At 51.2% G+C, this 26,497-nt stretch carries 18 protein-coding genes; 14 read left to right on the plus strand and 4 right to left on the minus strand.

What is annotated here, in order from left to right; genetic code table 11:
- Positions 1-68: 68 nt before the first annotated feature.
- Positions 69-2,219, plus strand: a complete 2,151-nt coding sequence (glyS, locus tag NDI52_RS06250; RefSeq protein WP_190772026.1) for a glycine--tRNA ligase subunit beta — start codon at positions 69-71, stop codon at positions 2,217-2,219.
- A gap of 113 nt (positions 2,220-2,332) precedes the next feature.
- Here glyS and NDI52_RS06255 read toward each other — a convergent pair whose 3' ends face one another.
- Complete coding sequence (locus tag NDI52_RS06255; RefSeq protein ID WP_190771960.1) at positions 2,333-4,846, minus strand: EAL domain-containing protein; 2,514 nt, start codon at positions 4,844-4,846, stop codon at positions 2,333-2,335.
- Positions 4,847-5,741: 895 nt separating this feature from the next.
- Here NDI52_RS06255 and NDI52_RS06260 point away from each other — a divergent pair.
- The 9 genes from NDI52_RS06260 (at position 5,742) to NDI52_RS06300 (ending at position 16,665) form a co-directional block, all read left to right on the plus strand.
- Positions 5,742-6,914, plus strand: a complete 1,173-nt coding sequence (locus tag NDI52_RS06260; protein ID WP_190771959.1) for a benzoate/H(+) symporter BenE family transporter — start codon at positions 5,742-5,744, stop codon at positions 6,912-6,914.
- Between the two features lie 135 nt (positions 6,915-7,049).
- Positions 7,050-7,922, plus strand: coding sequence for an MBL fold metallo-hydrolase (locus tag NDI52_RS06265; RefSeq protein WP_190772025.1), 873 nt, complete (start codon positions 7,050-7,052; stop codon positions 7,920-7,922).
- Positions 7,923-8,444: 522 nt separating this feature from the next.
- A complete protein-coding gene (locus tag NDI52_RS06270) occupies positions 8,445-9,551 on the plus strand; it encodes a peptidylprolyl isomerase (RefSeq protein ID WP_190771958.1) in 1,107 nt (368 codons plus the stop codon).
- A gap of 198 nt (positions 9,552-9,749) precedes the next feature.
- Positions 9,750-10,781, plus strand: a complete 1,032-nt coding sequence (thiL, locus tag NDI52_RS06275) for a thiamine-phosphate kinase (RefSeq protein WP_190789407.1) — start codon at positions 9,750-9,752, stop codon at positions 10,779-10,781.
- Positions 10,782-11,330: 549 nt separating this feature from the next.
- Complete coding sequence (trxA, locus tag NDI52_RS06280) at positions 11,331-11,654, plus strand: thioredoxin (RefSeq protein ID WP_190771956.1); 324 nt, start codon at positions 11,331-11,333, stop codon at positions 11,652-11,654.
- 69 nt (positions 11,655-11,723) lie between these two features.
- Complete coding sequence (locus tag NDI52_RS06285) at positions 11,724-12,896, plus strand: LL-diaminopimelate aminotransferase (protein WP_190771955.1); 1,173 nt, start codon at positions 11,724-11,726, stop codon at positions 12,894-12,896.
- Positions 12,897-13,277: 381 nt separating this feature from the next.
- Positions 13,278-13,448, plus strand: a complete 171-nt coding sequence (locus NDI52_RS06290; RefSeq protein ID WP_190771954.1) for a ssl1498 family light-harvesting-like protein — start codon at positions 13,278-13,280, stop codon at positions 13,446-13,448.
- A gap of 107 nt (positions 13,449-13,555) precedes the next feature.
- Positions 13,556-13,960 (plus strand): hypothetical protein, encoded by a 405-nt coding sequence (locus NDI52_RS06295; RefSeq protein WP_190771953.1) that lies wholly within the window; start codon positions 13,556-13,558, stop codon positions 13,958-13,960.
- Positions 13,957-16,665, plus strand: a complete 2,709-nt coding sequence (locus NDI52_RS06300) for a tetratricopeptide repeat protein (RefSeq protein ID WP_190771952.1) — start codon at positions 13,957-13,959, stop codon at positions 16,663-16,665. Before NDI52_RS06295 ends, NDI52_RS06300 begins: the two co-directional genes overlap by 4 nt.
- A 125-nt stretch (positions 16,666-16,790) precedes the next feature.
- Here the strand turns inward: NDI52_RS06300 and NDI52_RS06305 are convergent, their stop codons facing one another.
- Positions 16,791-17,141: a hypothetical protein gene (locus tag NDI52_RS06305; RefSeq protein ID WP_190771951.1), complete on the minus strand. Its 351-nt coding sequence runs from the start codon at positions 17,139-17,141 to the stop codon at positions 16,791-16,793.
- A gap of 508 nt (positions 17,142-17,649) precedes the next feature.
- Here NDI52_RS06305 and NDI52_RS06310 point away from each other — a divergent pair.
- A complete protein-coding gene (locus NDI52_RS06310) occupies positions 17,650-19,827 on the plus strand; it encodes a CHASE2 domain-containing protein (RefSeq protein WP_190771950.1) in 2,178 nt (725 codons plus the stop codon).
- 559 nt (positions 19,828-20,386) lie between these two features.
- The gene (locus tag NDI52_RS06315) at positions 20,387-21,160 is read left to right on the plus strand and encodes a phycobilisome rod-core linker polypeptide (protein ID WP_190771949.1); all 774 of its coding nucleotides are present in this window, start codon (positions 20,387-20,389) and stop codon (positions 21,158-21,160) included.
- A 251-nt stretch (positions 21,161-21,411) separates the two neighbouring features.
- Here NDI52_RS06315 and pgeF read toward each other — a convergent pair whose 3' ends face one another.
- Entirely contained in the window at positions 21,412-22,215 is an 804-nt protein-coding gene (pgeF, locus tag NDI52_RS06320) for a peptidoglycan editing factor PgeF (protein ID WP_190771948.1), read from the minus strand.
- Between the two features lie 221 nt (positions 22,216-22,436).
- Between pgeF and NDI52_RS06325 the strand changes: the two genes are divergently transcribed.
- Positions 22,437-23,264 carry a biotin--[acetyl-CoA-carboxylase] ligase gene (locus NDI52_RS06325; RefSeq protein WP_190771947.1) on the plus strand — a complete coding sequence of 276 codons (828 nt, stop codon included), beginning with the start codon at positions 22,437-22,439 and terminating at the stop codon, positions 23,262-23,264.
- Positions 23,265-23,730: 466 nt separating this feature from the next.
- Positions 23,731-25,158, plus strand: coding sequence for a M23 family metallopeptidase (locus tag NDI52_RS06330; RefSeq protein WP_348256325.1), 1,428 nt, complete (start codon positions 23,731-23,733; stop codon positions 25,156-25,158).
- Positions 25,159-25,410: 252 nt separating this feature from the next.
- Here NDI52_RS06330 and NDI52_RS06335 read toward each other — a convergent pair whose 3' ends face one another.
- Complete coding sequence (locus tag NDI52_RS06335) at positions 25,411-26,109, minus strand: riboflavin synthase (RefSeq protein ID WP_190771946.1); 699 nt, start codon at positions 26,107-26,109, stop codon at positions 25,411-25,413.
- Positions 26,110-26,497: the final 388 nt, after the last annotated feature.

Raw genomic sequence — 26,497 nt, forward strand, 5'->3', positions numbered from 1 at the left:
GGAAGCGCACCCACCTCTGCGATAGACTGGGAGAGTTGAAAATTTGGGATGGTTTGGGCGATCGCGCTATGGCGACTTTTTTGCTTGAGGTGGGAACCGAGGAATTGCCGGCCAGTTTTGTGGCCAGTGCGATGCAGCAGTGGCGATCGCGCATTTCTGCCAGTTTAAAGGAGCAATTTCTAGACCCATCGGCGATCCACATCTACGGTACGCCTCGGAGATTAGCCCTGGTGCTGGAGGGTTTACCGGAGCGGCAGCCTGATCGTGAAGAAGAGGTGAAGGGGCCCTCGGTGCAGGCGGCGTTTAAGGATGGCAAGCCGACCAAGGCAGCCGAAGGGTTTGCTCGTTCCCGGGGCGTGTCTGTCGAGGATTTTGAGACACGGGCCACGGATAAAGGGGAGTTTATTTTTGTCACCCTGAAGATACCGGGTCGGTCTGTCAAAGAGTTGCTGATGGAATTGGTGCCCCAGTGGATTTTTGGGCTGGAGGGCAAGCGATTTATGCGTTGGGGCGATGGAGATCAGCGCTTCTCCCGCCCGGTACGCTGGTTAGTCACACTGTGGGATGAAGAGGTGCTGCCGCTGACGTTGGAAAATGGGGCGGAGGTGGTGACGAGCGATCGCCTTTCCCAGGGCCACCGTGTTCTATCTCCAGAACCCGTTATCATTTCTCAGGCTTCGGACTATCTGGCAACTTTACGTAAAGCTTTTGTGGAGCCAGATCCCGCTCAGCGCCGTCAAACCATTCAGGCTCAAGCGGAGGAAGCCGCGCGTACGGTAGGTGGTGTAGCCTCGATCAATACTGGCTTGCTGGACGAGGTGACAGATCTGGTAGAGTACCCCACCGCTGTCGTTGGCAAATTTGAGCCAGAGTTTTTGGAAGTTCCCGCCGAAGTGTTGGTGATGGAAATGGAAAGCCATCAGCGCTACTTCCCAGTGTTGAAGGCTGAAGGCTCTCATGAACTGCTGCCCTGCTTTATCACCATCTCCAATGGCGATCCGGCTAAGTCTACCATTATTGCCGAGGGAAATGGTCGCGTTATCCGCGCTCGCCTTTCCGATGGCCGCTATTTCTTTGATGCCGATCGCAAGAAGGCTCTAGAGGATTACTTGCCTCAGCTGGAAACCGTCACATTCCAGGAAGATCTGGGTTCGGTACGGCAGAAGGTAGAGCGCATTGTACAGATTGCTGGGCACATCGCCCGTCAGCTGAACTTGTCGGAGGGCGATCGCGCCACCGTCGAACGAGCGGCCCTGCTCTGCAAGGCAGACTTAGTGACCCAGATGGTCGGCGAGTTCCCTGAATTGCAGGGGGTGATGGGCCAGAAATATGCGATCGCCAGCAACGAGTCTCCTGCCGTAGCGGATGCTATCTTTGAGCATTATCTGCCACGCGGAGCCAATGACCAGATGCCTAAGACGTTGGCGGGGCAGGTGACAGGGGTGAGCGATCGCCTCGACACCCTGGTCGGGATCTTCAGCCTGGGCATGATTCCTACGGGATCTTCTGACCCCTTTGCACTCCGTCGGGCCGCGAATGCAATCGTCAGCATCACCTGGGATGCGAATCTGGCTATTAATTTAGAGCAACTGCTGGATCAAGTGATTGCTGATTTCGTCGCAGCGGATCTAGTGGGCTCCACGAAAGTGACAGCCCTGCGCGATCAGTTACGGGACTTCTTCCTGCAACGGGTGCGCACGTTGCTGGAGGAGCAGGGCGTTGATTACGATCTGGTCAACGCCGTGTTAGGAGACGACCCCGCCTATACCGAGCGTGCATTGCAGGATTTGTTAGATGTACGTGATCGCGCCCTCTTCCTCCAATCGATCCGAGCCAATGGTACCCTCAATGCCATTTACGAGACGGTCAACCGTTCCACCCGGCTGGCAAAACAGGGTGATCTGGACTTTGATGCTCTTGATCCGGCTCCGCTCGTTACGGCTTCTCTATTTGAGAAACCCTCTGAACAGGGATTCTATGACTCTCTAGTGCAATTGTTGCCCCAGACCCAGGCCGCGAAAGCCGAACGTAACTATCAGAAATTGGTGGATGCATTAGTGGCGATCGCTCCCACAGTCAGCAATTTCTTTGATGGGGAAACCAGCGTACTGGTCATGGCCGATGATGACAAGGTGCGCCGCAATCGTCTGAACTTGTTGGGACTGTTGCGCAATCACGCTCGGGTGTTGGCAGATTTTGGGGCGATCGTTAAAGGGTAACAAGTCTGAGTTTGCGAAGGGCATTTCCGAGTTCCGTATGTAGGAAACTCGGAAATGCCCGTTTTTGTATATGCTTCACGCTGCAAAAATGGTTACTTCACCCTATCCCCAACTCAACTCTGTGAAAGCTCTTCCAGTTGATGTTGAAAAAGAGTGGTTACTTCGAACGCAGGCACTGCAGGAGAAAATAGGTGACCCTGGGCTTTTTCACAACCGATTGCATCGAGATATCGAATTTGTTCTTCAGTCTCGACTCCCTCAGCAATAACGTCCATTCCTAAGTTGTGGGCCAGACTCACAATTGCTTCGATAATCGCTAAGTGTTTGTTTTGAGGATTGAGGTGCTGAATAAATGAACGATCGATTTTTAATGTATTGATGGGAAAACGATGAAGATAGCTCAGAGAAGAGTACCCGGTTCCAAAATCATCAATGCTGATTTTTACACCTAATGCCTGAAGCTTGTGAAATTTGGCTCTTGTGACATCCTCATAATTTAGAAAAACACTCTCTGTAATTTCTAACTTTAGGTTGCCAGGCAGTAGCTTTGTTTTTTGCAGAACCTTTTCAATCTGCTCTATAAAATTAACTTGTAAAAACTGCTTGCTTGATAAGTTGACACTCATGGTCATACTCTGAAAATTCGGAAATTGTTGTTGCCAAATCTGCATCTGGTAGCAAGCTTGGTACAAAATCCACATCCCAATTTCAACAATTAATCCAGTCTCTTCTGCAACAGGGATAAACTTGTTGGGAGGAATTGGCCCCTGGGTCGCATGATGCCAGCGTACCAAAGCTTCTAGACCGAGAATCTGACCTGTTCTGATATTGAAAATTGGTTGGTAATAAACTTCTAGTTCCTGGCGTTCGATTGCTCGGCGTAGGTCTGTTTCTAATTGCAATCGCTCGACAACTTCTGTTTGCATCGCGCTGTCAAATAGCTCATAAGCCGCTTTACCTTTTACTTTGGCTCGATATAAGGCAATGTCTGCATTGCTTAAAAAGCTATCTGGGTGCTGCGTTTGCTCACTACTTAGAACGATACCAATACTGGTACTAATAAAGACCTCGCTATTGTCTAAATAAAAGGGATGTTGGATTTCTCGGGATATGCGTTCAGCGATGTGAATCACTGAATTAACATCTGCAATATCTTCAAGCAAAATGACAAACTCATCACCACCAAATCGAGCAATAGTATCTGTTGGACGAATACATGCTTTCAAACGAGTAGCTGTAATGGTTAATAGTTTGTCTCCAGCTAAATGCCCCAGGCTATCATTGACGAGCTTGAAGTAATCCAAGTCAAGAAATAAAACAGCAAACAAGAAGTTGGAGTTGTGTTGGCGTCGAACAATGGCTTCCAATAACTTGAGGCGGAAAGCCCGTTGATTGGGTAAACCCGTTAGTGGATCATGGTGAGCAGTGTATTCCAGCTGGGTGAAGGATTCCTGGAGCTGCTCTGCCATGCGGTTAAAGGCTCCAGCGAGTTGAGCCATTTCTTGGGTATTAGCCTCGGGTACTTGCTGCCAATCATTACGAGAAAGGGCATCGGCCGCACGAATGACCCGAGTGATGGAACATACAAGCCAACGAGATGTTAGAAGCCCCATGCCAGTGGCGATCGCCAAAGCTGCCAGACACAACCCAACGGTCATACGTGCGTTGTTGTGAATGGTGGCCATAAAATCGGATTCTGGTATCACGATCACCACCAGCCAATCCAAACCGTAATGATCCTTCCAGGGGGTTACGTTGACGAAATAGTTGTCCTTTTTGCGGCCACTTCCTTGAAGGGCTTTCCCTCTAAATTGCAATTCTTGAGAAGCTTTAATGGTACTGAAAGAACCAAATTGGGATTTTAACTGCTGGCTAGTTGCGCGAATTAGGTCATTAGAACTTGTGAGGACGTTAATTCGTTGAATTTTGTCTCCAGTAATTTCATAAGGTTCTGATAATTCAGAACTGGCAATGAGCAATCCGTTCCGTTCAATAATAAAAATCTGTCCCGATGGACTAACCTTTAAACTCTTTAGAAAATCACTGATACTCGCTAGCAGTAAGTCAATACTAAGCGCTCCTATCAGGTGATGATTTCGATCATAAAGGGGATAGTTTGCTGAAGCCGCAATGTAATTCCCAAACCCTTCGGATACAGCAATTCGGCTCCAGTTTGGTCGCTGTAGACGGACGGTGTCAATGTACCACTCGTCAGCAGTGGCATCGTATTCTGTTTTATAAACGGCTTGAATACGCCTGCCCTGGCTATCAGTGTTATAGGTGTAATTTAAGTTGTTGATTGTTTCATCAATCACAACACCGTGGTTATCTAACCAACGGCCTGCTCCTGCCCCTTTACCATCGGCTAGGGCATAGCCGATCCAACTAATATTCTCAAAGGTTTTTGCTTGTTTCCAGAAATAACGCCCCGTTTCTTCTAAATTTTGAGGGTTTAAGATACCCTGATCGATCGCATCAGCATTCAACTGATTTAACTGATGGGGAAGGGCGAGGTAATCATTTAAGTGTTGGTTGACGCGATCGCTTACCTCATGTTGAAGTTGTTCGGCAACAGTATTGACTGCCCTCTGCCCATTTTTAAAGGAAAAATATCCAACTAATCCCACAACAGTAAATATTTGTAGGACAAAGGGAACTACCAAAATTAATCTGAGAGGGACTTTCCCACGGTGCTGACGGCTTTGGTTTCCCACAAGATCCTTTTCTGTCATTTTGATAACAACAAATGCAGAACGTATTCTTTACATCTCAGCTAAGCCAGAAAATCATGGGAACCTTTCTGTATCTATTGAATCTTATTTTTCACGATAGAAGCGGTTATAACCGATTTGTTCTATGTGAGCAAAGCGCTTCAGCGGTAACTATGCTGGACACCCCATTAGGTTTCCCTGTTCGTATCATGGTGTAACTCGTTCGCCTGCTTACTTCAAAACTGACTGAGTCCGGCTGCTTTTTCGTGCTTAGAGGCTACATATATATCCCTCTCTCGTACCTCATTAGGAGATTTCCAGATAAGAACTTCCCCATTATTTGGAAAAAAGGCGCGGCTTCGCCGCGCCTTTTTTCCAAATAATGGGGATATTGTTTCTCAGAAATCTCCTTAGAAGATCGGAAAATGCTGTAACAATAACTCTGGACAGTTTTTCTAAAGCCCCTGATTTTGCCTACGCAATGCGCACGCAAAATCAGGGGTCTTAGAAAAACTGTCCAAACTTAAGCTTTAAACAACCTGATCAATAGGTTTTCAAATAGTTTTTCAGGCAACATTTCTAGGCGAGTACTGCACAGCGGAAATCAATCCATGTTTGGTGATGTGGGGCGCTTCACACTTCACATCACCCAGCACAGGCAAACTTAAGCTGCTGAGTACACGAGCCTAAAACGCTCCTTCTGGCCAATCCAACAGGGCAATTTTGTCCAATACTGTGGAGCGATCGCCCCTTTAAGCTGACACCAACCAGGCCGAGACCCTGGGGGTTGTATTGGAGTGGGGGTATGGCGATGACAAAACCTTCCGTCTTGAAAGATGTATCCCTATCGGCGATCATTGCAGGCTTTGTGACTGTGTTGGTGGGATTTACCAGCTCCGCGGTGATTGTGTTTCAGGCGGCCCAGAGTTTGGGAGCATCTTCGGCCGAAATTGCTTCCTGGATGTGGGCTTTAGGATTGGGCATGGGGCTGACGTCCATTGGATTGTCGCTGTGGTATCGTGTGCCGGTGGTCACGGCATGGTCGACGCCCGGAGCCGCAATGCTGATTAGTTCGGCGGCGGGAGTATCGATGCAGGAGGCGATCGCCGCTTTCCTCATCACAGGCTTTCTCATGGCTCTGTGCGGATTCACCGGATGGTTTGAGCGCATGATGAATCGTATCCCAATTTCCCTTGCTTCGGGGATGTTGGCGGGTGTTCTGCTTCGCTTTGGTATGAATGTGTTTGTGGCGATGCAAACACAATTCATCATGGTGTTCGCGATGTTTGTCACTTATTTACTATTACGACGTTTACAACCTCGTTATGCGGTTGTTTTAGCTTTGATTCTGGGTGTCTTGATCGCGGGAATTCAGGGGTTACTTCAGGTTAATTCCCTTACCTTTGAGTGGGCACAACCGATATTGATTGCACCTCAATTCTCAATGAGGGCTCTAGTGGGCATATCGCTGCCCCTATTTGTGGTCACGATGGCATCCCAAAATGTGCCTGGTGTTGCAACTCTACGAGCATTTCACTACACCGTTCCCATTTCGCCCCTTATCGGCTGGACTGGACTTGCCACTGTTTTGCTGGCACCGTTTGGAGCCTATGCCCTGAATTTGGCCGCTATCACAGCGGCGATCTGTATGGGCCGTGAAGCCCACGAGGATCCCGATAAGCGCTACATGGCGGCGATCGCCGCTGGCTTCTTCTACATCCTGGTTGGCTTATTTGGAGCCACGGTCGGTGCCCTGTTCGCCGCTTTTCCTCAGGAGTTGGTGTTAGCGATCGCGGGTCTTGCCCTTCTCGGCACCATTGGCAACGGCCTGGCTGCTGCCCTCAGTCGCGAAGAGGAACGGGAACCTGCCCTGATTACATTTCTGGTCACAGCATCCGGTGTCGTGTTGTTTGGGATTGGGTCTGCTTTCTGGGGATTGTTAGCAGGCGTGTTGGCGATCGCCCTGTTGCGGTTGAAGAAGTAGCTCAAAATGCTGTGCCGCCCATGAAGCGAGGAACACAGCCCTTTGAGTCTGATGTTTTATCATACCGACCCTATCTACCCATCCAGTCGCTATGATCGAACCACCCCCTCATCCTGGCTTCAGCCTCGCTTCACTATGGCTCGTCTTGCCGAACGCCGCCCCCAAAATACTGACGGGGACATTTATGTAGACAACAGTTGCATTGATTGTGATACCTGCCGTTGGATGGCTCCAACTGTCTATGGCCGCGTTGGTGATCAATCTGCTGTAACCCATCAGCCTGTTTCCGAGGCTGAACGATTAGCAGCTATGCAGGCGTTGTTAGCCTGCCCAACCGCATCCATTGGTACCGTTAAGCCGCCTCAGGATGTGAAGGCGGTGCAGGCAAGTTTTCCTATTGCGATCGCCGATTCCGTCTACCACTGTGGCTATCACTCCGAGCAGTCCTATGGGGCTGCCAGCTATTTCATTCAACGCCCCGAAGGGAATGTACTGGTAGACTCACCGCGCTTCACGGCACCGCTGGTTAAACGCTTAGAGGAGATGGGCGGAGTGCGCTACCTTTACCTGACCCATCGGGATGATGTGGCTGATCACCAGGCATTTCATGACCATTTTGGGTGCGATCGCATTCTCCACCGCGACGAAATCAATTCCGGCACAGCGTCGGTCGAAATCAAGCTAGAAGGACTTGATCCGGTACAGCTTGAGCCAGATTTGCTCATTATCCCGGTACCGGGGCACACACGAGGGCATACGGTGCTGTTATATCAGGATCAATTCCTGTTCACGGGCGATCACCTGGCCTGGTCAGAAAGTTTGCAGCATCTCTACGCGTTTCGGTCAGCCTGCTGGTATTCCTGGAGCGAGTTATTGAAATCGATGAAACGCTTATCTCACCATTCGTTTGAGTGGGTGTTGCCGGGGCATGGGCGGCGGTTTTGGAGCGATCGCACCACAATGCAACAACAAATGCGTCTGTGTATTGAGTGGATGGAAAAACAGTAGGTTCCCATAACAGCAACATACTCGCCATTTTTCTCAAGCCCTTGGGTGGTGTTCTAGGCGTGTGAATGGGGTGAAAGGGCTACTTCGTGCCCCTTTCACCCCATTCACACATTTGAAACATGACCTTGCATACACGTCGCGCATGCAAGAGCTTGAGAAAATGGCGAAGGTATTGAGCAGAACCAGGAGGTTTATTTTTGAAAAGCCATTGAAGTTGATTATTTGTGCCTAATACCGTTTTTATATGAAACCGCACGGAATGGGAGGTGTGCAGCTTTCTATGGGTTTGTATAAGGACATGAATAATCAACACTCTTTAAACATCGATGCAAGATGTGGGGAACTCAAAATGCTCCAAATCCCGAAAGCGGGATCAGGCTATGGCAAGATTGAACAGAGAACAGTTCGGTGCAAACTAAGATTTGTGGGTAGTTCCCCTTCTCCTACAAATAAGTTGGCGAGTAGGACGATATCTGAATGCCCTGCATCGAACCGTGTAAACCCAACTCTTGCCCAGGAATCATGGCCAACCTGCTTAAACAATGGCTCAAGCAAGCTATCCTGACCCTCCTCCTCGTAGTGGGGCTATGGGGCTGGGGCTTGATGCCCGCCTCCGCCCAGGTTCTCATTGGCAGCCTTCCGGCAGGCAACGCCATTACCAGTGGTAAAGCCCTGTTGCGCTACGCCCTGCCTATTGACAATAAGCCCGTGCGGCAACTGCAAAAAGTTCTGGAAGACATCTCCACGCCCCTGCGAACGCGCAAACGGCTGTCTGCCATCAACTCTAGCTTGACCCAAGCCGAGCGGATTCTGACCAATAAACAAGACGCTCTGTTCGCCAGCGTTCCGGAAGATCGACGTGCCGAAGCGGGTTTCCTCATGACCCAGCTACAAATGGGGATTAACGACATGCGGAGCGCTGTCGAGAACGATGACAAAGACGCTGTTTGGAAAAAGCGCAGCGAGTTGTTGGATATGGTTGGCATCCTGGAAGAATTGATGGTGCCAGCGTTCCCTTACGAGGTGCCCGAAGAGTATAGCAACCTCCCCCAACTCAAAGGCCGTGCAACTGTGGAAGTCTTGACCACCAAGGGCCGGGTTGTGCTGGTGGCGGATGGTTACAGTGCCCCCGTTACCGCTGGAAACTTTGTGGATCTAGTGAACCGGGGCTTCTATAACGGCTTGCCCTTTACCCGTGCTGAAGATTTCTACGTGGTACAGGTCGGTGATCCACCAGGAGATGCAGAAGGCTTTATCGATCCCAAAACGAAGGAATACCGTGCTATTCCTCTGGAAGTACGGGTCAAGGGCGATGATGTACCGACCTATGGCATCACCTTGGAAGATGCTGGCCGCTTCTTAGAAGAACCTGTGCTGCCATTCTCGGCCTATGGAACGGTGGCAATGGCCCGTCCCGGTGATGATGTCAATGGCGGGTCGTCTCAGTTCTTCTTCTTCCTGTTTGAACCTGAGCTGACCCCTGCGGGTGCTAACTTGCTGGATGGTCGCTACTCAGTCTTCGGCTATGTGATTGAAGGCGAAGAGGTTTTGGGGAAACTCAAGCCAGGCGATAAGATTGATTCCGCTAAAGTGTTGAACGGGATGGAAAACTTGGTTGAGCCAGCTTAGGAGCTTTAATCTGATCTGCGGCTTCTTTAAAAGGTCATAGATCTAGGGCACCTCCTAAAACTTGCTGGAAAGGTTCTTTTTTGCGCAAAGCGCACGAAAAAACAACTTTATAAAGCAGGCTCTAGACTTGAGAAGATCCCCGGTTTCTAAATGAAACTGGGGATTTGATTTGTGATGTGTGCTGGGTAGGGCGGGAGGATGAGTGAACTGAAGGTACGTGATGTTGGGGAACAGGGTTTGCTAACCCGATTATTCCAATACTGTGCAGTCGATAGCGTGGGCGATGATGCGGCCGTGCTATCGGTGCGGGAAGGGCGATCGCTCGTTGTCACTGAAGATATGCTTGTGGACGGCGTTCACTTTAGCCTGGGCCTCGCCTCTCCCGGTGTCCACACGACCAGCCCCTTTGATGCCGGATGGCGGGCTATGGCAGCGAATTTGTCAGACCTGGCAGCCATGGGAGCTACACCGATGGGTATCACAGTGGGCCTTGGGGTTCCGGGTGATCTTCCCGTTTCCTGGCTCGAGGATCTCTACAAAGGTATGGTTGCCTGTTTAGAACCCTGGAATACGAGTATTGTGGGGGGCGATGTGTGCCGATCGCCTGTGCTAACTGTGGCGATCGCCGCTTTCGGAGACGTTCTCCCTGGCCGTGTTATCCGCCGTGCTGCTGCTCAACCTGGAGACGTGATCCTGGTAACTGGGCTACATGGAGCCTCTCGTGCAGGACTGGAGCTATTGCTGCATCCCGAGCAAGGCGAAGGGTTGGATGAGGGCGATCGCCGCTTCCTCATCCAGGCTCATCAACGGCCCCAGGCCCGGCTTGACATCCTCTCCATCCTCGATGCTCTCATTCCGCCCCCAACTCCCTTCCGCATCGCTGGCATGGATAGCAGCGATGGCTTAGCCGATGCTGTACTCCAAATCTGCCGGGCTAGTGGCGTCGGAGCCGTGTTGGAGCGATCGCACATCCCCATCCCTCCCGCTTTGGCCCAATGGCTCTCTTCCGAAAAAGCTCTGGAATGGTCACTCTACGGCGGTGAAGACTTTGAGCTGGTGTTGTGCTTGCCGCAAGAGTTAGCGGAAGAGGTGGGGCGATCGCTCCCCAATACGCACATGATTGGAAAAATAACTTTTGGAAACGATGTTATTTTGATGGGAACTCATCAAAACTCGAAATCTGAAACATTAAACTTGGCTCGAGGATTTCAGCACTTTTCCACCTCATGAGTAACTCAACTCAACTAAATAAAATTTCAGTCATCTGTGCTGCTCGCTTCGCAAGCGGTACAGATGACTGAAATTTTATTGAATTACTCTCATTTACCTAAAATCTTCTACAAGTGCTATTTTTCGTGCACGAAGCGCACAGACAATAACCTTGAAAGTAGAGCTTAGTTTTTTATACCGTTGCAGGCTTGACTAAGCCGTTCATGTTGCTTAGGAGATTTCCAGAAAAGAACTTCCCCATTTTTGGGAAAAAGGACGCGGCTTCGCCGTGTCCTTTTTCCCAAAAATGGGGATATTGTTTCTCAGAAACCTCCTTATCTGTGATCCAAATTAAGGAGTTTAATTGAGAAGTTGCTTTTGGGGCGTGGTGTGCCCCAAAAGCAACTTCTCAATCAAACTCTCAACAACCTTATTATCTTCATTCCGTTACAGTTTTGACCTAATCTAGATCAGGGGTGCTCGCCATGCCATTTGCTGTGGCCGCTCTTCGCCTGATTCCATCTCTATTGATTTCATCAAATTTCTAAAATGGTTAGTGGGACTTCCAGCATGGGTAGTGTTCGTGTCATTAGCGACGCAGAGTTTGAAGGAGAAGTGCTTCAGGCAGATCAGTCCGTGCTGGTCTACTTCTGGGCTCCCTGGTGTGGGCCCTGTCGGTTGATGTCGCCTGTTATGGAAAAAGTGGCGGCAGAATATAGCGATCGCCTCAAAATTGTCAAAATGGAAGTAGATCCCAACCCTGAATCAGTGGCGCGCTGCAAAGTGCAGGGAGTCCCTGCGTTGGTACTGTTTCAGAAGGGAGAACAGGTTGTCGCTTCCGAAGGGGCAATTCCTAAACAGAAAATTGAGGACTTGCTTTCGCCTCATCTTTAAACGATGGTTTGCGGTTGAACCCGACAAATCATCCAGCAAACGAGAGTTGAATGATTTGTGGGGGAAACTATGCAATTTGCCGATCGCCTTCAACCGCTTCAGGTCAATGTCTTTGCCGATATGGACCGGGCCAAATCGCGGGCCAAATCAACGGGCCATCCGGTTGTTGACCTCTCTCTGGGGTCATCAGACCTGCCGACACCACCTCATGTGTTGGAGGCGATCGCCGCTTCTCTTCAAGATCCCAGCACCCACGGCTATCTTCTGTTCCACGGCACTCAGGCATTTCGCAACGCTGCGGCACGCTGGTACACCCAAAAATTTGGCGTTGCCGTAGACCCAGAAACAGAAGTGTTGCCGCTCATTGGCTCCCAAGAGGGAACGGCCCACCTGCCGCTAGCGGTGCTGAATCCAGGAGATTTTGCTCTGCTGCAAGATCCGGGCTATCCTTCCCACTCAGGGGGGGTGTACTTGGCAAGTGGGCAGGTTTATACCATGCCCTTACGGGAAGAAAACGGTTTCCTGCCCGTGCTGTCGGATATTCCTGAAGCCGTACTGTCTCAGGCCCGGATGATGGTCCTGAGCTATCCGCATAACCCGACGACAGCGATCGCCCCCCTCTCCTTCTTTCAAGAAGCCGTGGCTTTTTGCCAGCAGTATGGCCTGGTATTGGCGCATGATTTTCCTTACGCCGACCTGGTGTTTGAAGGGGAGACGCCTTCTTCCGTGCTCCAGGCTGACCCGGAAAAAAACGTCTCCATTGAATTTTTCACCATGTCCAAGTCTTACAACATGGGCGGGTTTCGGGTGGGCTATGCCATCGGCAATGCAGAGCTGATTCGAGCCTTGCGCCAGGTGAAAGCGGCTGTGGATTTCAATCAGTATCTCGGGATCTTGAATGGGGCAATCGCCGCTCTAGAAGGCCCTCAAGATACAGTTCAAGTCGCTGTCAATACCTTCCGTGAGCGGCGTGATGCGTTAGTAAAGGCGCTTCAGCAGAAGGGCTGGTCTGTACCTACACCCAGTGCCACCATGTATGTTTGGGCAAAATTACCGGAAGCCTGGAGCCAATGTTCGATCGAATTCTGTACGCGCCTGGTAGAAGCAACGGGGGTGGCTGTGGCACCGGGAGCCGGGTTTGGTAAATCTGGGGAAGGGTATGTGCGGTTTGCCCTGGTTCAACCCCCTGAGGTAATGGCTCAAGCTGTGGAAGCGATCGCTCATTTTCTCGAAACCCCTTAACCGGCTGCAGAACCTGATCGCTGCAACATTATTGTGCTTGTGAACCAGCCATTTTAGAGATCCTAGACTTGGTCAGCAAAACACGTTGCACAAATCAACGGGTAAAGTTCTGTATCGCTGCTTCTTAAAAGTTAGTTGTTCTCGGAGAAAGTTAATTCTTTCTAAAGAACTGTTCAGTCTGCTAACGGGTACGTCTATAGGCTAAGTTTGTCCTGTGATTTGGCTTTAAAGATATCAGTACCTTGCTTTGCTGGCATGGGTTTGAACCTCCTGGTTTCTGATCAATTCACTCCTACTTGGGAAAGAAGTTGCGATCGCCCCCTTAGGCAATCATTCCTAGTTTGATACAATTACGAAAAGCAAAGAAAAAGGACTTGAGATATGCGCTATACCTCCGAAGAGGGCGGTCGTCTGAATAACTTCGCGGTTGAGCCCAAAATGTATCAGGCTGAACCCCCGACTCAGAAGCAAAAAACGACCTACCTGGTTTTAGGTATCGGTGCAGCCGTTTTGGTTGGTAGCCTGCTCTGGATTGCGGTGGCCGTGTCATAACTCAATCACTTGTTCTAAAGAATTATCGGCAAAGTGCAGCTTAAAATAAGCTACACATCGCCATAAAAAAGAGAGCGTGAGGCTAACACCTCCATGCTCTCTTTTTTATGGCTAAAACTCCGCATCCAGTGGTCTATACACCAATTCTGGATGCCTTAGTTGGGGCAAAAGCATTTTCGAGTGCCACGCGTTGCGCGGCACTCGAAAATGCTTTTGCCCAGGCTCAAGTTATTCATCAGTCCAGAGGTTCCCGGAATCACTGGTACTCCAGTGGAAAAGGGAAAGCAAATCCATTGCAGCTGAATCAGGTTGTGCTTCATCAGATCAAAAAGAATTCGTGCATTGGATTTCCTGTGGTTCTCTTATTGCGGTTGTGCATTGCCGCCGTCTCTCTGGGCTTTATCCGCCCGCGAAAGCCCCAACTCATCCTGAATTGCGGTGAGACAGACGGAAAGACTAAGTATTCCGAAAAAGACATCCGTATTTTTCCTGAAATCGTTCCCCTCCTGTGATCGACACCTCCTCCCAACATCTTGTGGGGCTGAACCAACAGACCTACCTGCGGCTGAAGCTGGCTCTTAGTTTGAGTCTGCGTCGTCAAATCTTCATTGCCGTGTGTGATGATTTGCCGTTGCGCGATCGCCTTGCTAGCCGTTTGCAGCAGGATCTGCTCCAGACTGCCTCACTCCAATCTGACCGGATGTCCGTAAATGCAGGCGTACCGGAGTACCCACGCTTGGTTACCCTCACGCTGGATCTACAGTCGCCCAATCCTGTAGTACAAATTGCCCAGTGGCTTTCATTTAACCCACCTCCCCGGAGTGGAAAACGGCGGTATCCCGTCCCCGCGTTTCAGTTTTTGGGTATTGAGCAACTCACTCGTCAGCCTGCAACGGTTCAACAGCAATTCCTGACGCACTTACAGGGCATCGAGCGCACGCTACCTGTGTTGGATTCCAGTTTGTTGTTCTGGATGCCGCGTCCCTGGTTCCGTACCCTGCCTCAATCCGCTCAAGAGTTTTGGCGCTGCCGCACCGCTATTTTTGAGTTTATCGGGGAACCCCGTCCTCTAACCGTGGATGAGGGTGGGACACATCACCAGATGAAACCGCTGCTCCATATCGAATCGGATATCAGGTCAGATGCCTTACCGATCGAGCCTGATCGTGAATCTCACACGAACATCGAACCTGATCTTGTATCCGATATCAAACCCCTTATCGAGTTTGATGCTGAGCAAGACTTCCTGGAGAGAGGTTCCCCACCCGAAGAATCTTCGGATTCCCCACCACCACTATCCAATTTATGGCCCGTCCTGGAGGAGGAACGGACTCGATTTGATCATCGTGAGGAGCCCGAAGCAGCGGCACCCGCAACTCTCTCGACTGTAGTGGATACCACGCATCGTGAAATGAATGGAGCGGCAGTATTGCTAACGGCAGCAGCTCCTATAAAGATCGTGGCTCTTGCCAGCGCTAATGGCACACAGCAAACGGTTCCTACCGCTGATGAGCCCCAAAATCGGCAGCCATCATCCCAAAAAACGGTGAAACCTGGGCCAATTATTCTTCCGCCTCCACCCATCCTTCCATCTGAACCGACCAAGGAGTTAGAGCCCTATCCTCCGGTTGCTGTTGCGCTCAAGGAGAAGCCTGAGGAAAGGGCCACGAATGCTCTACCTGATGAAACGGCAAGCCGTTTGCCCTATCCTCCAGAACAGACTAATGGGCATCAGAATGGGTTGCTGGCATTTGAGGCCAAAAAAAATCAGGATGGACCTAACGGGTACAGCCGGGATGCGTTGCTGGAGTTTGAGGCCGAGGAAATTCAGGATGAACTGCTGCAATTTGGGGTGGCCACGGATTTAATACCTGACCAGAAGGAGGAAGAACCCTTTCCTGATTTCGACCTTAACCCCCAGGAAGCTGTCCTTAAAAGCCCACTGCTGAATCTGAATGTACCGGAGTTAGAGACGGAAGCCGATCGCCAAATTGCTCTATTCCAGGAATACATTGAACAACTCCTTCGGCAGAATGCGTCCCCTGCATTATTGGCTGATACTTATCGCACCTTGGGGGATATTTATCGCGATCGCATCGACCAGGAAGGCCCTACTCCAGACAATCTGCGGGGGGGCATCCAGTCATACGAGCAGGTGCTGATCTGGTTGTCTGAAACCTCTCCCCTATGGCCGGATGTACTGAATGACTTAGGGAATTTGCATTGGATGCTATCCCGTCAGTTGGGTGAACCCGAAGGCGCTGAATCTCATCTCCAGCAGGCTATTCAATCATACGAATTAGGGCTGGCGCGGCTCGATGATCAACTGCTGCCTCAAAACGTCGCGATGATCCAGAACAATTTGGGAGCTGCTTACACAGATCTAGCCCGCTATCGAGAACCCGGGGCCAACCTGCAACGTTCCGTGCAGTGTTACCAGCAGGTGTTGGAATATCGCACTCCACAGCGGGATCCGAGTCGCTATGCTGCAACCCAAAACAACCTGGGTACGGCTTACTGGAACCTGGCACAACAGGAGCGGCCGCGCCATTACCTGAAGGAGGCGATCGCATCCTACGGCGAAGCCCTGGAGTACTGCACCTCCGAGGAAGACCCAGTTAGCTTTGGGATGATTCACAACAACTTGGGTACAGCCTATTGGAATCTGGCTCAGTTTGAACAGCCCCAACACTGGCTCCAACGGGCGATCGAGTCCTATCAACTGGCGCTGAAATATCGCACCCCTGAAGTCTCGCTAACCGCTCATGCCGCCACCCAAAATAACTTAGGGACGGCCTACTGGCATCTAGCCAGCCAACTGGAAGAAGCGCCTCAACGTCTGGAGTGTTGGCAGAACGCTATCCATGCCTATGACATGGCGCTCCATGCTGTTGGTCAATTACTTCCTCGCACCAACCTCAGCTTTGACCTTTATGCCAGCCATGCCAATTTGGGTTTGGCCCATTATCAAATGGCTACAGACACTCAACTGCGAGTTGCCCCAGAGGCCTGTAGTCGTCATCTAGAACTGGCCTTGAATCATCACGTCAGTGCTCTCCAGGGTTGGCAGCAAAAACCTCAACTGCGGCAGACGGCCTTGGGACACATTATCAAAACCATGCGGGCTCTCTATCGCCGCAGTGGTTTAAGTGGGCAAAACATGGCCTTATCCATGGTTCCCGCCGATCTGCTCCCGGAGATTTTGCCCAGGCTCTAAACGTTTATTCTTCTGACACGGCGATCGTGTTTCACGGTGAAGTTACTTGTTTTGTGTGTGGGTGAGCAGGGTTCTTACAAAACAGCGTGTCTTCCATCCGATTAGGGCCTGTCATTAAGAGTTTCCTAGCCTGGAACAGCAGGTATCTCTCGGTACAAATCAGGTTCGTTGTGTACAAATGTGATTTGTAATGTCCCAAATATCTCTGTCTGTTTGGGCGTGAACCCGTTGGCAGGCATGAGTTGTGCCAGGCTCTCTTGGCTGAGAATCAGGCCCGTTTCTTGCATGGTTGTAGCAAGCTTGGCCAAGTTTGCAACAGGTACCTCAAAGTTGATGCAGATTGAGATATTCGAGTACTGATGAAAGTCTGTAATCCAGGCTCCTGCCCGATTAATTGCCTCGCTTACCTGATCTGTCAGCCCAATTCGTTCGGCTGTGGTGAACCCAGAAAGCTGTAGAAATCTTCGCTCAGACATGGTTTCCCCTCCTTAGGGAACACTATCTAGTAGGCTGCGGCCTAAGTTCGCAACCTATGTTTTTGTGTGGGGTGCGAAGCACCCCACACAAAACATAGGTGATGGATTTCTGCCTCAGCGTACTAGTCATATTTCAATCCTGTTGTGGATGGGCTGAAGAAGGGGTACAAGTACGCCTTTCACCACACTCTGTCTACGCGTCTAGAACACTATCCACTCTAGGCGGTTAATGGGAGGAGCGTCTTCATCCTGTAATGCTAGCTAGCCGGGTGATGCTAAAGATAAATTGCCCTGATAGGGATTCAATACGAGGTATGACCGGAAGCCTGCCTTATTTCACCCCAAATCCCTATCAAGGCAACAGCTCTACCTGCTAGTTTTCAAGGAATCTTGGGTATTTTGAACATAGCGTTGAATGGCGAACGAAAAGTCTGTCATCGCATACGATTGATACGGCTTTTTCCATCACACCAACCTGATTCCCTAACCTGAATACATGTGGCTGAGGATGCCGTTCAACCCTCTCTCATCTAGCTTTGCGTCTGCATCAAAACGCATTTGGCATACTCGTCGTGCGTGGGCAACGGCGATCGCTGCCTCCGGTTGCGTTTTGGGAATCCGCATGCTGGGGATACTGCAACCCTTTGAATTGGCAGCTCTAGACTGGCTCTATCGCTCACAGCCTCCAGAGGCCGCAGATCCACGCATTACCCTGGTGACAATTGACGATCAGGATATTCAACAGGTCGGCAAATGGCCCCTCTCCGACGAGACGCTGGCCATTGTGCTAGAAGAAATTCGGAGCCAGCAACCCCGGGCCATCGGGTTAGACATTTATCGTGATATTTCGGTGGGGCAGGGGCGCGAACGGCTAGAACAGGTTTTCGCTAACACACCCAATCTCATTGGCATTGAAAAAATTCCCGATAGCACGAGTCCAGGTATCTCTCCCCCAACGGCCCTGGCCGACAAAAAGCAGATCGGCTTTAACAACGTCATTGTGGATGCCGATGGCCGAGTACGCCGTTCTGTCTTGCTGTGGAATGTGGATGGCAAGAATCACCGTAGTTTTGCTCTACAACTAGCGCTCCGCTACCTGGAAGCGGATGGCATCACACTACAACCCAGCTCCCAAAACTCGACCAACTTCGTCTTGGGATCACAGGAGTTTGTGCGGCTAGGGTCTAACGGTGGCGGCTATGTGCGTGTGGATGCAGGGGGATATCAAATTCTGGCGCAACCCCGCCAGAATCCTCAGACCTTTGCCAGCGTATCGCTAACAAAGTTACTAGACGGCACTGTAGACCCGAAGTTATTCCGCGATCGCGTCGTTCTAGTTGGCTCTACGGCCTCCAGCTTGAAAGACTTTTTCTATACTTCTACCACCCGTGGGCAACAGGGCAGTGCCTATCCCATGGCTGGCGTTGAGCTTCAGGGCCATCTCATCAGCCAGATACTCAGCGCAGCCGTCGATGAGCGATCGCTCCTACGGGTCTGGCCGGAACCTTTAGAAGTTACCTGGATCATTGTCTGGGCATTGCTGGGGGTGGGTATTAGTTGGCGTATGCGCCGTTCCCGGTGGTTACTGCTGTGGTTGCTGGCGATCGCTTCAGCTCTGGTAGCCCTTTGCTACACAGCCTTTTTATTCGCGTCGTGGATTCCTCTAGTCCCGTCCCTGCTGACTTTTTGGGGCGGGAGCCTGGCTATTATTGTGCACACAGCACGCTTGCAAGAGGAGCTGAAAAAATCGAAGGAGTTTCTCAACTCGGTTATCAATACCATTCCCGACCCGGTGTTTGTGAAGGACCAAAAGCATCAATGGATCGTGCTAAACGAAGCGTTTTGCCGCTTCGTTGGTTATCCACGGCAGCAGTTGCTCGACCAGACAGATTTCACTATCTTTCCCCAGGAGCAAGCCCAACGCTTCTGGGAACAGGATGATTACACCTTCAGAACAGGGGATGAGACAGAAACGGAAGAAGCCCTGACCAATACTCAGGGCAAAATTTATCACATCGCGACGAAGCGATCGCTCCACCGGGATGCGGCTGGCAACCTCTTTCTGGTGGGTGTGATCCACGACATTACCCAGCGTAAGCATGTCGAGGTCGAATTGCGGCGCAAAGCGGAGGAGCTGATCCGCACAAACGATGAACTGCGACAGCAGGAGAATCGTCTGCTGCACCTGGCCTACCACGACAGCCTGACGGAGCTGCCCAACCGCGACTATTTTGAAACCCATCTGCACGAAATTACCTCGCGTCCCCATCCTCCAGAACGCCTGACAGCTCTGCTATTCCTCGACCTGGATGGCTTTAAGGGAATTAACGACACCTATGGCCATACGATGGGGAATCTCCTGTTAAAAGCGGTAGCTCGGCGTCTAACTGGCTCCCTACGCAGTAGCGATATGGTGGCCCGCTTTGGGGGTGACGAGTTTGTGGTATTGTTACCCGCCATTCCTTCCACTCAGGACATCCTTATTGTTGCTGAGAAATTAATCGACGCCCTGACTCAACCCTTTGCCCTGGAAGAACAAACTCTCCGAGTCACCACCAGCCTCGGTATTAGCATCTTCCCTCAGGACGGCACGACCCCCCGAGAACTGCTAGAAAAAGCTGACTTTGCCATGTATCAGGCCAAACACCAGGGAAAAAATCGGTACTGGTTGGCAGAGAAGGTCTAGGCTTTCCTGGTTAGATCATATCGGCCTATACAGTTCTGGTTAGGACAATTAATTTTGAAAATCTGTGCAGAGCACGGCTTTTCAAAAATCAACTTCCTGTTTCTGAGTGCGTAGCGTTATATCGCCTCGTTAAGAAATACGTCACGTTGTTGCTCTCGCTTTTCCATCGGGCAATCTGAACTTAGAACAAGGTTTGCCTCCCCATCCTTCTACTTCGTACGGATGTTACACCAGGGTTCGCCTCCATCCCACTGGCTGTGATTGTTCTCGCTAGCGCTTGAATTTAAGGCACTGCATCCCATCAACTAAAGCTTTAAAGGGTTTTTGACTCGTTATTTCTTGTGCATGTGCACGAAAAATAATCTGTACTCGACCTCGTAATGACGTGCATCTTGCATCCCGTAGGCGTTCACTGACAGCCTTCGTGAACCCTCGTGCCTGTGCCCCAGAGCTGATTAGGTTCGCTTTTGCACATCTGATTTGTGCCAGCAACCTTTAAGCAACGAGGGGATAAGACCGACACTATTTGATTTGCGACCTATTGGAAGGAAGATCCCTCATGAATGACTTCACACCCATCACCGTAAGCCGCCAATCCACAGTTGAAGAACGGCAACTGGCTCTGACTCGAATTTATTATCAGGTTCTTGAGCGGATGCCTTACGAGTATGAGCGGAAGCAACTGGCCAAACAGGAGAAAGATTTCCTGAAAGATAAGATTGGTGTTCGCCGCTTCTTGAAGGAACTGGGATGCTCTTCCCTTTATCTCGATTCGTTCTATTATCCGTCGTCCAATGTGAAGTTCCTGGAAAATTGCTTCAAGCATTTTTTTGGACGAACGATCGCCAACCATAACGAAATGCGGGAGTACTGCCACGTCTTAATGACCCATGGGGTGAAGGGTCTGATCACAGCCATTCTGGATTCTGAAGAATACCGGAAGGCTTTTGGTTGCTTCACCGTACCCTATGCCCGCAAGGTGAACTACTACGAATCGCCCAAGGCATATCTCGAATCCCGCCTGATCAATGATGAGCACATCGGGCAGCGAGGCTGGATTATGCCCACGCTCTACTGGCATGAGCTGGGCTACGTTTGCGAAAACGGTACCTGCCACCCCGAAGCCTACGAAATTCTGGAGCCTCTGAAGCCTGCTGTTGCTCAGCATCCAGAGGTAGAAGAAGTGGTAGAACTGATGACGGCTAACGCAGCGGATATGTCTGTTGAAGAATTGCTGGCGTTGCTGCGTACTGCAACCCCTGCCGAAGCCCGCGAGGTGGTTGCCTCCCTGTCACCGCAACAGCGGCAGGTATTACGGAAAGCGATTCACTAAAGCTTAAGCACGGTGGGGTATGCCGCACGACGACATACCCCACCGTTTTTGCTTCACCAGGAGCACGGTTATACCGTGCTCTTTTTTTGGCACGATATAGCTTCAAGACATGCTCGGGGTCCGTTCTAAGGGTTGTTTTTTCGTTCGTAAAGCGCACGAAAAAACAACCCTTCCTAATGTTCTATCCCTTGCTTCAGCAGGCATTAGAACATTAGCCGCGTCTTCATCGTTGAAGGGATCTTAGAGGAGTTTTAACGGCTCACAATGCCCGACCACTGCACTTTCTTTTCAGGGTTACGGCGATACGAAAAGAAGTGCTCGGGAGTCTGATAGGTGCAATAGGGGGCGATCGCCACCTGCTCTGCTCCAATTCCCAACCGCTCTAACTGCAAAACATTGACCTGTCGTACATCCAGCCGTATCCGCCCCGGTTGGGAGTCGGGTAGCAGGGGGGAGTTGGGTAATGAATGGAGTGCTGTCAAAACTTCTTCGACCGCTTGGGGTGACCGTCCCGTTACCGAGCTAGTAGCAGCTACAGGTACCACGGACGCTCCTACCTCGGCAGCGACCGCTGTAGTGACCTGGTACACGGAACCATTGATGGCAGGCCCCAGGGCAACGCGCAAGTTTTCGAGTTGGCTGCCCTGTTGTTGGAGACGGGCGATCGCCCGTGGCACAATGGCCGCTGCCGTACCGCGCCACCCGGCATGGACGGCAGCCACCTGACCCGTTTCTATATCGGCAATGAGCGCAGGCACACAATCTGCACTGCAAACCCAAACGCCCTGTTGTGTTGCTTCGGTTACAAGCCCATCGCCAGGGGCCAGCTCTGTTTCCGGTTCTTCCAGGTGTGGAATTTCTGAGGGGGCCAGTACCGTATTGCCATGCACCTGTCGTAGGCGGAATGGTTGCGCATTTAGGTCTAATGAGTCAATGAGTTCTGCGGGCAATCGGGGTGTACAGTGCCGGGTAAAGAAGCCGTGGGCGAAGGGTTCCAACAGGCTACAGGTGAGATAAGGTAACCCCTGCCATTGTTGCCATGTCCAAGTATGCATAGGATTTTATAGCGGTGTGCTTTGTGTTGTTAGGCAGTTTGTGGTTTGCCGGAACTCCACCACCGACTGAATCAAAGTGGAAAGCACTATAGAGTCAGCCAGGGTTCTGTGAAATTTTTAAGCGTTTGGTGTTCGACACTGAAAGAACAAAGATTTTTGTGAGGTCTTGAACTCCACAAAAAATTGACAAACCGCTAGATCGGATAAGGGTGGGATAGGTCGTGCTCGATCGATCAAAACTTAACACTATTCTTCAGCAAACCGTGGGTCAGCTGGGCAGTATTTCTCCACAGCCCATCCCCTCGTTCCAGATTCACATCTATGAAACGGTGACCTCCACCAATGTAATTCTCTGGGATTTGCTGGAGCAGGGGGCACCTGAGGGAACGGTGGCTATCGCCCACCAACAAGACTCTGGGCGGGGCCAGCGGGGTCGCTTCTGGCACTCCCATCCCGGAGGTTTGTACCTCTCCCTGGGCCTATTCCCCGATCGGGATCCATCAGATGCAACGGGGCTTACCCTTTGCTGTGCCTGGGGTATTGCCGCTGCCCTTCAAGGTTGGCAAATTCCAGTGGGCCTTAAATGGATCAATGATGTTGTGCTGGATGGTTTGAAGTTAGGGGGCATTCTAACTGAAACCCGGATTCAGCAGGGCCGCATGCATCGCGCTGTTATTGGTGTTGGTTTGAATTGGGCGAACCCCGTACCGGAAACAGGTATTGCGCTAGAACCCTGGTTGGTCGAGCAGGGCAAGCAAGGGATTGATTCTCTAGAAATGTTGGCGGCGATCGCCCTTCAAGGGGCGATGGGTGGGTACTGCTTCTGGAAAAGCGTTGGCACATCTGGGTTCATTTCCCACTACGAGCGTCTATTGGTCAACCGGGGGCAGTCCATTATGTATGAGGGCCAAGCCGCAACAGTTCTGGGGATCGCAGCCGGCGGCCAACTCCGCATTCGGCTAGAGCACTCCGGTGCGGAGACCCATCTGGAGCCCGGTCAGATTCAACTGGGTTATCCAACTCCACGCTTCGGATCGTGTATTGAATAACCCGTAATTGTTTTTGAGGGGCATGCAAAGCCTACCCCTCGAAAAAGCCCTTAAGCAGAACTTTCTAAAGGCTCCTGAAACCCTTGATTTCGCGTGCGCTAAGCACACGCGAAATCAAGGGTTTCAGGAAAACTGTCCGAACCAATGTAAAGGAAGATGTCGGGATGAATCTAGCAGGATGTGGATCGTTTTCTACCCCATTGGGGGAACCTTATCAGGGGAAATTTCGTCGACTTCCGTGAAAATCAGCAGGCTTCATTTAAAAATCATCCACATAGATGAAGCCGGGATGAACCCTGATGGGGGTCAATTCATATATCGACATAAATCCAGTACAATCAGTCTGACTCGTTCAGGGGAAAAACTGGAAAACCTGCCGGACATCTACGCCAATCGACTGAATGTTAGTAATGAAGGGATTGCGATGACTCGTCAAAACAACTCAGGACTTCCCGCCTCTCGATCTATGACACAGCGTTCCCTCCTCCTCAGTCTTGGGCTAGCCAGCAGCATTAGCCTTTTAGGTGGTAGCTTGGCTTACGCCGAAGGGGGTGTCGACGGGGAAGCGATCGCCGTCCCCAGTGCTGAAGAATTACTCTCTGCTCCGGCTCCTGCCGCCCCTGCTCGAGCATCCGCCCCCGCTCCCGAACCGGCGGCTGCTCCTGTTGAGCGTCCGGCTCGTCGCGTCGAGCGTCCCGCTGCTCGTCCTGCAGCAGAAGCACCTGCTCGCCCCGCTCCTGAAGCAGAGGTACCCGCTCGCCCCGCTCCGACTGCGGAAGCACCTGTTCGCCCCGCTCCGGCGGCATCCAGTGCGCCTCAACCCGATGCTCCTGTCGTGGAAGCGAACCCGGCTGCTCCTGTTCGTCCTAACGTAGACTACAGCGAACTTTATATTGACCCTACTAACTATGGAGTGGGAGCAACTGAGCGCGATCACCCCACGGTTGTCCTGACCGAACGCTCTAGCGGATGCGAAACCGCATTGCAGCCCGGCCAAGGTGTTTCAGGTGTCTGTCGCGCCATTCAAACCCGAATGGCTCAGCAATCTCAAGGCGCCGGTGCTGGCGCTAGTGCTGGTAGTGCTGGCCCCCGTACGGTGGGAGGGACGCGTGCTGTTGCTGCCGCGGGTCATTCCGGCGGGGGCGGTCGTGGCTTTGCCCTTACTCCGGCTTCTGTTCAGAACTTTTACAATCGCACCATCCGACCCCTTGCTTTTCTGGGGAACGGTAATACCAGCCTGCTTTACCCTCTTTCCATCCCGGCCACAATTACTTCGGCCTTCGGCTGGCGTATTCACCCCATTTCAGGTACGCAACGGTTCCACGCGGGGACAGACATCGGTGCGCCCCAAGGAACCCCAGTGCTGGCGGCCTTCTCTGGACGGGTCAATAGTGCTGACTGGATGGGTGGCTACGGGCTGGCGGTTGTCCTGACCCATAGTGAAGGCCGTACCCAGACTCTGTATGGTCACCTGTCAGAAATTTTTGTGCAGCCTGGGCAGGTAGTACAGCAAGGCGATGTGATTGGTCGGGTTGGTAGCACTGGAAACTCCACTGGCCCGCACCTACACTTTGAGTATCGGGAATATACCTCTCAGGGTTGGGTGGCTATGGATGCAGGTCAGCTCCTTCAGGGAGCTATGGCTCAGGTCATTAACGGCTTCCAGATCGCCAAGCTTCCTGCTCCACAAATGGTTAACTTCGATTTGACGGCCGATGTAAAGGACTTGGCTGACTTCGGAAAGCTGGCCTCCGATGTTCTTCCTGAAGTTGCCGTTGCATCCGAGAAAACCTTGACCTCTGTGGCTGCGGTACCCACTAAGGAAACGGCTTCTGCAGCAAAATCTGAAGACGATCTACCCGAAGTTGTTGTACCTGCTGTTGTCAAACGCTAACTCTGGCGCAATAGCTTAACAAGGGGAGTGGGGGCTTGCCTCTGCTCCTTTTGTGTGCTTGGGTCGTCGGCGATCGCTATAAACGCTCATTTAACTCAATTTCCAGGGCTTACGCACGCCCACTGTACCAAGCGTATTTGAGTGATGTGCTTTTCACACCACTCAAATACGCAAATCCTGATTTCCATTAATCAATTTTAGAAAGGTGCGTATGCATCACACCCTCCCAAAATTGAGTTTCTGGATAGGCTCCTAATAGTAACCGTGTTCTGCCAGAAAGTCTGACATCAAGTCGTCGGAGAGCGCCGTTGTTTGAATTTCGTCGGGAGCCTCCATCCCTTTTGCGGGCAGCGGTCCTATACGAACGAACTTCTCAACATACTTGCCCAGTACGTCTCCTTCTAGATTGACCGGGTCTCCCGGTTGCAGCAGTCCCAGGTTCGTCTCAGCATAGGTTACGGGAATCACCGCGACCTGGAACCAGGAACCGGCGGCATTGCAGGTTGCCACTGTGAGACTAATGCCATTGATGGCAATACTGCCCTTGGGCACGATATAGCGGGCAATACGCTCGTCAGAAACCCGAAAACTCATCTCCCAGGATGTCGCGGTTTTCGTTGCAGATTCCAGATATCCCAGGCCATCCACATGACCTGTGACAAAATGTCCCCCCAACTTGCTGCCAACCCGCAGCGAAACTTCCAGATTGACCGGGCGATCGCCTAAACTCGCTTCCAGCGTTGTCCGCCGTAAGGTTTCTGGGGAAACTGCCGCGATAAATCCCTGCTCCAAAATTTCGGAAACGGTGAGACACACCCCATCGACGGCGATGCTATCTCCCAGAGCGATTCCGTCTAGAATGGCATGGGAGTTTGTTTGGCAGGTGATCTGCACCTCATAATCCCCGTGGCGCTGAATCAGTCCGATGGCCTGAATGAGTCCAGTAAACACAGCTATTCCTTACTAAATTAATAACTTTGGTAACCGATAGGAGAGGCTTTTCTCAGGGCGATCGCGCAGAGTGGCTTTAACGTTATAACTTTTTAGTTAAACTTTCAGATTTCAGCCTACTGATTGACCCTAGATTCGGGGCATACTGGAATTCAGACCCCTCATATCCGGTTTCTCGAAGAACAGCAACGTAATGTATAGAATCTAACCCGTAGCGCTGGCTCTTCAGCCCTACAACGTATGTTTCTACACTACGGTCGCTCGGATCTTAGGGCTAGACTCGTACCAGACTGTTCAAATCTGCCATTTTATAGCCTGCAACGTTAGATTTAATTCCATTACACTACAACTCATCACCGGGTTTCGTTTCTCCGCATAACGGATTTTA

Source organism: Leptolyngbya sp. PL-A3, from assembly GCF_039962325.1.
Taxonomy (GTDB): domain Bacteria; phylum Cyanobacteriota; class Cyanobacteriia; order Elainellales; family Elainellaceae; genus Vacuolonema.